The organism is Actinoplanes sp. NPDC048791 (assembly GCF_040650095.1).
GTDB lineage: Bacteria > Actinomycetota > Actinomycetes > Mycobacteriales > Micromonosporaceae > Actinoplanes.
In genome coordinates, this window is record NZ_JBEZGQ010000417.1 from 1 (window position 1) to 6,910 (window position 6,910).

The following is a 6,910-nucleotide window of genomic DNA, read 5'->3' on the forward strand; positions in this document are numbered from 1 at the left end:
CCCGGCCCGGGGGCGTCGCTTCCGGCGCGCGGCGGCCGCTCTTTTTCCGGGTACGGCGGGAGCTGATGCGCTGTCAGCGAACACCTGCCCGAGCGGGAAGCTGATGCGCATGCGACCGGTTAGGTTGGTCGTACGACGGACAACCTGCCGGCCGGATAGCTCGGCCGACACAGTCAGCTGTGAAGGGCTGCCATGACCGATCTGCACATCCCTGCGAGCCCCACCCTGCGTGGTGGTGACTCCATCAGTGGCAACCTCGACGACTCGGTCTACAACCGCCTGCTGCGGGAGCGGATCATCTTCCTCGGCAGCGAAGTGACCGACCAGGTTGCCAATCGCATCTGCGCGCAGTTGCTCCTGCTCTCCGCGGAGGACCCGGACCGCGACATCAATCTCTGGATCAACTCGCCGGGTGGTTCGGTGTACTCCGGCATGGCGATCTACGACACGATGCAGTTCATCGACAACGACGTCTCCACCGTGGCCATGGGCATGGCCGCGTCGATGGGTCAGTTGCTGCTCTGCGCCGGCACCAAGGGCAAGCGCTACGCGCTCCCGCACGCGCGGATCATGATGCACCAGCCGTCGGGCGGCATGGGCGGCACCGCCGCCGACATCGCCATCCAGGCCGAGCAGATGCTCTACACCAAGCGCATGTTCCAGGAGCGGGTGTCTTTCCACACCGGCCAGGACCAGGCGCAGATCGAGGCCGACTCCGACCGGGACCGCTGGTTCACGGCCGAGGAGGCGAAGAACTACGGCTTCATCGACAAGGTGATCACCGGGGCCACTCAGGTTCCCGAGGGCGCCGGAACGCTGAACTGAGGAGCTGCACCATGACTGACCTGACCATGCCCTCCGGGTTCGCTCCGGTGCACAACCGCTACGTCCTGCCCTCGTTCGTCGAGCGCACGTCGTACGGCGTGAAGGAGTCGAACCCGTACAACAAGATGTTCGAGGACCGGATCATCTTCCTCGGCGTGCAGGTGGACGACGCGTCGGCCAACGACGTGATGGCCCAGCTGCTGACGCTGGAGAGCGCCGACCCGGACCGCGACATCCTGATGTACATCAACTCGCCCGGTGGCTCGTTCACCGCCATGACGGCGATCTACGACACCATGCAGTACGTCCGCCCGGACATCAGCACGGTCTGCCTGGGCCAGGCGGCCAGCGCGGCCGCCGTGCTGCTGGCCGGCGGCACCCCCGGCAAGCGGATGGCGCTCCCGCACTCGCGGATCATCATCCACCAGCCGGCCACCGAGGGCGGCTACGGCCAGGGCTCGGACATCGAGATCCAGGCCCGCGAGATCCTGCGGATGCGCAGCCAGATGGAGGAGATGATCTCCCGCCACTCCGGCCGCACCACCGACCAGGTCCGCAAGGACGTCGACCGCGACAAGATCATGACCGCGGCCGAGGCCAAGGAGTACGGCTTGGTCGACACGGTTCTGGCCACCCGAAAGAAGAGCCTGCAGGGCGTCGGCGCGGGCAGCTGACACGCGGTGTCGGGGGTCGGTCGGCTCACGCTAGACTGACTGACCCCTGACACGCCCGTTTTGGGGGGTCGGAGAACGGCCCCACAGCGGGTAACGTCAAGCCAGCAACCTCAGTAACGCGGGCCGGCAGACGATGAACTCTGTAGGACGTGGTTCGGCAACGAGGAAATTCATCCTCAGGCCAGGGGCCGGCAGCAGCCGGCCGATGAGCGCAGGGAGAACGTAGGTGGCACGGATCGGCGACGGTGGCGACCTACTGAAGTGCTCCTTCTGTGGGAAGTCCCAGAAGCAGGTCAAGAAGCTCATCGCGGGCCCTGGTGTCTACATCTGCGACGAGTGCATCGACCTCTGCAACGAGATCATTGAGGAAGAGCTGGCCGAAACCGGCGAGGTGAAGTGGGAAGAGCTTCCCAAGCCGATGGAGATCTGCCAGTTCCTCGACACCTACGTGGTGGGGCAGGAGCAGGCCAAGAAGGCCCTCTCGGTAGCTGTCTACAACCACTACAAGAGGATTCAGGCCGAGTCGGCCGGCGCGCCCGGGGGTGGCAGCGACGTCGAGGTGGCCAAGTCCAACATCATGCTCATCGGCCCCACCGGCTGCGGTAAGACCCACCTGGCGCAGACGCTGGCCCGGATGCTCAACGTGCCGTTCGCCATCGCGGACGCCACGGCGCTGACCGAGGCGGGCTACGTGGGCGAGGATGTGGAGAACATCCTGCTCAAGCTCATCCAGGCCGCCGACTACGACGTCAAGCGCGCCGAGCAGGGCATCATCTACATCGACGAGGTCGACAAGATCGCCCGCAAGAGCGAGAACCCGTCGATCACCCGGGATGTCTCCGGCGAGGGTGTGCAGCAGGCCCTGCTGAAGATCCTCGAGGGTACGGTCGCGAACGTCCCGCCGCAGGGCGGCCGTAAGCACCCGCACCAGGAGTTCATCCAGATCGACACCACCAACGTGCTGTTCATCGTGGGTGGCGCGTTCGCCGGCCTGGACCGGATCATCGAGTCGCGGGTCGGTCAGGGCGGTGTCGGCTTCGGTGCGCACCTGCGTTCGGTCTCCGAGCGCAACACCGACGACATCTTCAGCAAGGTGATGCCGGAGGACATGCTGAAGTTCGGGCTGATCCCCGAGTTCATCGGCCGTCTCCCGGTGATCACCACGGTCCGCAACCTCGACCGCGAAGCGCTGATCAAGATCCTCACCGAGCCCCGCAACGCGTACGTGAAGCAGTACCAGCGTCTCTTCGAGCTGGACGGCGTGGAGCTGGAGTTCGACACCGGTGCTCTCGAGGCGATCGCCGACCAGGCGATGCTGCGTGGCACCGGCGCCCGCGGCCTCCGCGCGATCATGGAGGAAGTCCTCCAGACGGTCATGTACGAGGTCCCGAGCAACCCCGACGCGGCCCGGGTGCTCATCACCCGCGAGGTCGTGGTGGAGAACGTCATCCCGACGATCGTCCCCCGCGAGTTCGTGGGCCGTCGCGCCCGCCGCGAACGCGAGGAGAAGTCGGCCTGACGGCTCAGCAAGGACTGCCGGAGATCCTGGCCGGGATCGAGCATCACGAACGATTCCCGGCCGATCCCTGGCTCGAGCTGGTACCACCACCGTCGCCCCAGCGGGCGGCGGTGGTGTCGTTTCCGGGTCACGTCGTCGTGGCCGCCGACATCGACCGCTTCTGGCTCGACTCATACCTCGGCACCGGCGACGACCTGTCCATGCCACTCTCCGCAACGTTCCTCGGCGCGCTCGAGGAACGCCTGCGCCTGTCGGCCGGCAACATCGACGCGGTGCTGCTGGCCCCGCCCGCGGCCGGACCGCCCTCAGTCGAGCTCTCCCTGATCGAGGACAGCAACCACCCCCGGGTGGTGCGCGCCCGCCGTTACCGCACCGAGGTACGGGTCTGGACGTGCGGGCCGGGGGTGCTGGTCCTCGGCCGGGGACTGGGCGGACGGTGGGAGGCCGCGGTCGAGGTCGAGCCCGGCGCCCGCAACGGGGGAGTAGGCCGAGCCCTGGCGGCAGCGGCGCGCCACGTCGTGCCCGAGGGCCGGCCGGTCTGGGCTCAGGTCGCACCCGGCAACGCGTCGAGCCTGCGGGCCTTCCTCGCCGCCGGGTATGCGCCCGTGGGGGCCGAGGTGCTGCTGATGTCGCCCGGCCACTGAGCGTCGAGCTTGCGGGCTCTCCTCGCCGCCGGGCGTGCTGATGTCGCCCGGCCACCGAGCGTCGAGCGTGTGGGCCTTCCTCGCCGCCGGGCGTGCTGGGCCCGGCCACCGAGCGTCGAGCCTGCGGGCCTTCCTCGCCGCCGGGTATGCGCCCGTGAGGGCCGAGGTGCTGCTGGTGCCGCCTGGCCACTGATGTCTGCGGCCCGCGGGACGGGGCTCTGCGCCGTACCCTTGCAGTCATGCGTGTCGCCGTTTGCCAGCTCAATGCTCGCGACGATCGGGCGGCCAATCTGGCCGCCGCCCGCGAGTTGCTGGGCCGCGCGGCCGCGGCCGGCGCGGACCTGGCGGTCCTGCCCGAATACGTCGACTATCTCGGCCGGTCCGCCGGCCTGCCCAAGCCCGAGCCGATCGACGGCGAATTCGCCGCGTTCTTCGCCGGCGCGGCCCGCGAGCTGGGCATCTGGGTGCACGCGGGCTCGTTCCACGAGGCCGGCCCGGACCCGGACCGCACCTACAACACCTCGCTGATCTTCAACCGGACCGGCGAGCTCGCGGCGACCTATCGCAAGATCCACCTGTACGACGTGGAGATCCCCGGCCGGGTGTCCTACCAGGAATCCCGCTCGGTGGCGCCCGGCGAGGAAACCGTGGTGACCGACATCGAAGGGGTCCGGACGGGCCTGTCGATCTGCTACGACCTGCGTTTCCCGGAGCTGTACCGGCGGCTGGCGGTGCAGGGCGAAGCCAAGGTGATCATCGTGCCGGCGGCATTCATGATGCACACCGGACGCGACCACTGGGAGGTGCTGCTGCGCGCCCGGGCGATCGAGAACCAGTGCTACGTGGTCGCGGCCGGCCAGATCGGCGACCACGACCCCGGCCGTACGTGCTTCGGCCGCAGCATGATCATCGACCCCTGGGGGACGGTGGTGGCCCAGGCGCCGGACACGGTGGGCATCGTGACGGCGGACCTCGACCTGGAACGCCTCAACGAGATCCGGACCGAGCTACCAAGCCTGGCCAACCGCCGGCTCTGACCCCTGCCATTTCGGTGATCATGGGAGTCCCGAAGCTCGGGATTCGGCGTTACGTAGCTGGGTTCGCGGGATTGACAGTATTGCGGCTGCGCGGCGTGGTCGCGTTCTGGCGGTGAGTGGGCATCGTGCCTGCTCACTCGGCTGCCGGGGGAGGATCTTAGGCTTTCATCGGTGTCTGGATCGGGGTCCTTTATTCCGCACTCGGATGCCGGTTTGCGGCAGGCAGCAGGTCACTGCCGCAATCCCGAGTAGTGGTTTTGATAGTGATTACTTCACCCCGCGGGGTGCGGCGGCGCTGTCCCTTGCACTCACCCGACAGTGGCCAGGGAGCCGCCACCGACCGTGGGGCTGCTGACCCTTCGCCGCTGTTCTGCGATCGACCGCTGGACCCGCCCCTGCCGACGGGAGGTTGCTGACCCGGGCGTTCCCGGCGGCTGGTTGTTGGACCCGCCACTCCACCGGAAGATTGCTGGACCCGTGAGCAGTGGCGGCCGTTGTTGGATCCTCGGATGTTGGTAGGCGCGGGCTGTCCCAGCGTTCCCGTCGGGTGTTTGCTGGACCCGCGAGCCCCGGTCGGCGATTGCCGGAGCCGTGGATGTCGGTAGGTAGCTGCTGCCCCAGCTCCCTCCGGGCATTTGCTGGACCGCCAGTCCCGCTGGCGATCGTTGGACCCTCGGATGTTGCGCCAGCACCCCTCGGACGTTGCGCCGGCACCCGTCGGGCGTTTCTCAGAGCCGCCAGTCCCGGCGGTCGAGTGCTGCTCAGGCACTTACGCGGGCCACTTGCTGGACCCGCGGGTCGCGGCGGCCAATCTGCGAACCCTCGGATGTAGGTGGGCGAGTGCTGCCCGGTGCTACTACGAGGTGATCGCTGGACCGGCCGCCCCCTGATGAGGTAGCTGTTGGACCCCAGCTCCTACAGAGAAGCGGCATGCTGGGACCGCAACTTCTTGTGGGCGGCTGTTCGACCCCGTCGTTCCGGTGGGGCGGCTGTTAGCCCGCGACCGCTGGCCGACCTGCGCGACGCGCTGCCCGATTCGGGCCGGGCCCACCTGGTGGAGCTCGTCCGCCTACTGGGGTGTGAGACCGTCGCCCGCACGAGCCTGAGCACCGACGCGCGCACCGACGAGGCGCTCACCAGCATCACCTTGGCACTCCGGGCGGGGCGATTTCAGGCCCGCCACTCCCGGCGGTTGACTGGTGGAGCCGACATCCGGTTGTTCCGGCAACGCTTCGCTGATCCTCACCAGCTGGCTCAGCTTCGCCCAATCCTCGTCAGCTTGTGGACGACGGCCGCTCCGGCTCGGGCATGACGGCCGTCGTCTTCGCGACGCGAGCTCATCGAGGCCTCGTCCTGGACGTTCAGAAGGCTTGCACCAGGTAGCTCAGGACCGCGACGCAGACCAGCGCACCGCCGATGAGCAGCATCGCTCCGCCCATCCGGGTCGGTCCACGCTGGACCAGCCGGTGTACCGAGACGACCACCGCGGCCAGCACCAGGACGCCGATGATCACCTGTGTCAGCGGCGCCAACAGATTGAACAGCGCGTCGGCGGCGAGCACCGGGGGATGGGCCATGACTGCCACTCTGGCACGGTGTCGCACCTGATGGCGGGATGGGCACTCCCGTCGATTTGCGTTTCGGGTGGGGCGTCGCGTAACTTTCTCTCTGCCCGAGGGGAACCCGGACGGAACGGCACGAAGGTGACCGATCCGGCGGTAACTTGGGGGCAGCTGAAGGAAGGCGCTATGCTTACCGACAGCACCGGGCGATGCAGGCCAGACCGGGAAACCGGAGTTGCGCCAGCGAGACCGACCGGGTAAAGTACAACAGCCGGCAGGAGCCGGGCGGATGGATCGCTAAGCGATCATCGGCCGGTCTGCAAGGCCACCCGACGACACTCACACCTTCTGGGGTGAGCGTCAGCGCGGGAAACATTCGGGCGGTGCCACGAAGGTCTTCGGATCTTCCAAGACTCAGGTCTTGCGCTGGCGAAGCCGACCGGGTAAGTTTGAGCGGTTGCCCCGAAACGGGTTCCGGTAGGAACGTGGTTCGGTGTGTGGTTGTTCTTTGAGAACTCAACAGGGTGCTAGATAAGCCAGTGCCATGAGTAATACCTCGGCTTTAGGTCGAGGGTTCTTCTGGCAGCAAGTTTTTGATTGTTGCTGGGATGATTTTCCACAGATTTTGTTGGAGAGTTTGATCCTGGCT

Annotated in this window: 6 protein-coding genes; 5 read left to right on the forward strand and 1 reads right to left on the reverse strand. The window is 67.3% G+C overall.

Annotation, left to right across the window (positions count from 1 at the left end; translation table 11 throughout):
- Positions 1–192: 192 nt before the first annotated feature.
- The 5 genes from AB0C29_RS26430 (at position 193) to AB0C29_RS26450 (ending at position 4,699) form a co-directional block, all read left to right on the forward strand.
- A complete protein-coding gene (locus AB0C29_RS26430) occupies positions 193–825 on the forward strand; it encodes an ATP-dependent Clp protease proteolytic subunit (protein ID WP_212989817.1) in 633 nt (210 codons plus the stop codon).
- 11 nt (positions 826–836) lie between these two features.
- Positions 837–1,499 (forward strand): ATP-dependent Clp protease proteolytic subunit, encoded by a 663-nt coding sequence (locus AB0C29_RS26435; protein ID WP_360554848.1) that lies wholly within the window; start codon positions 837–839, stop codon positions 1,497–1,499.
- A 226-nt stretch (positions 1,500–1,725) separates the two neighbouring features.
- Positions 1,726–3,018 (forward strand): ATP-dependent Clp protease ATP-binding subunit ClpX, encoded by a 1,293-nt coding sequence (clpX, locus tag AB0C29_RS26440; protein ID WP_125811422.1) that lies wholly within the window; start codon positions 1,726–1,728, stop codon positions 3,016–3,018.
- Between the two features lie 110 nt (positions 3,019–3,128).
- Complete coding sequence (locus AB0C29_RS26445; protein ID WP_360825249.1) at positions 3,129–3,662, forward strand: GNAT family N-acetyltransferase; 534 nt, start codon at positions 3,129–3,131, stop codon at positions 3,660–3,662.
- 239 nt (positions 3,663–3,901) lie between these two features.
- Positions 3,902–4,699, forward strand: coding sequence for a carbon-nitrogen hydrolase family protein (locus tag AB0C29_RS26450; RefSeq protein WP_360825252.1), 798 nt, complete (start codon positions 3,902–3,904; stop codon positions 4,697–4,699).
- Positions 4,700–6,060: 1,361 nt separating this feature from the next.
- Here the strand turns inward: AB0C29_RS26450 and AB0C29_RS26455 are convergent.
- Complete coding sequence (locus tag AB0C29_RS26455; protein ID WP_360554844.1) at positions 6,061–6,276, reverse strand: hypothetical protein; 216 nt, start codon at positions 6,274–6,276, stop codon at positions 6,061–6,063.
- Positions 6,277–6,910: the final 634 nt, after the last annotated feature.

Coding starts and splice junctions, on each gene's coding strand:
- AB0C29_RS26430 (WP_212989817.1), top strand. CDS start 193: ATGACCGATCTGCACATCCCTGCGAGCCCCACCCTGCGTGGTGGTGAC.
- AB0C29_RS26435 (WP_360554848.1), top strand. CDS start 837: ATGACTGACCTGACCATGCCCTCCGGGTTCGCTCCGGTGCACAACCGC.
- AB0C29_RS26450 (WP_360825252.1), top strand. CDS start 3,902: ATGCGTGTCGCCGTTTGCCAGCTCAATGCTCGCGACGATCGGGCGGCC.
- AB0C29_RS26455 (WP_360554844.1), bottom strand. CDS start 6,276: ATGGCCCATCCCCCGGTGCTCGCCGCCGACGCGCTGTTCAATCTGTTG.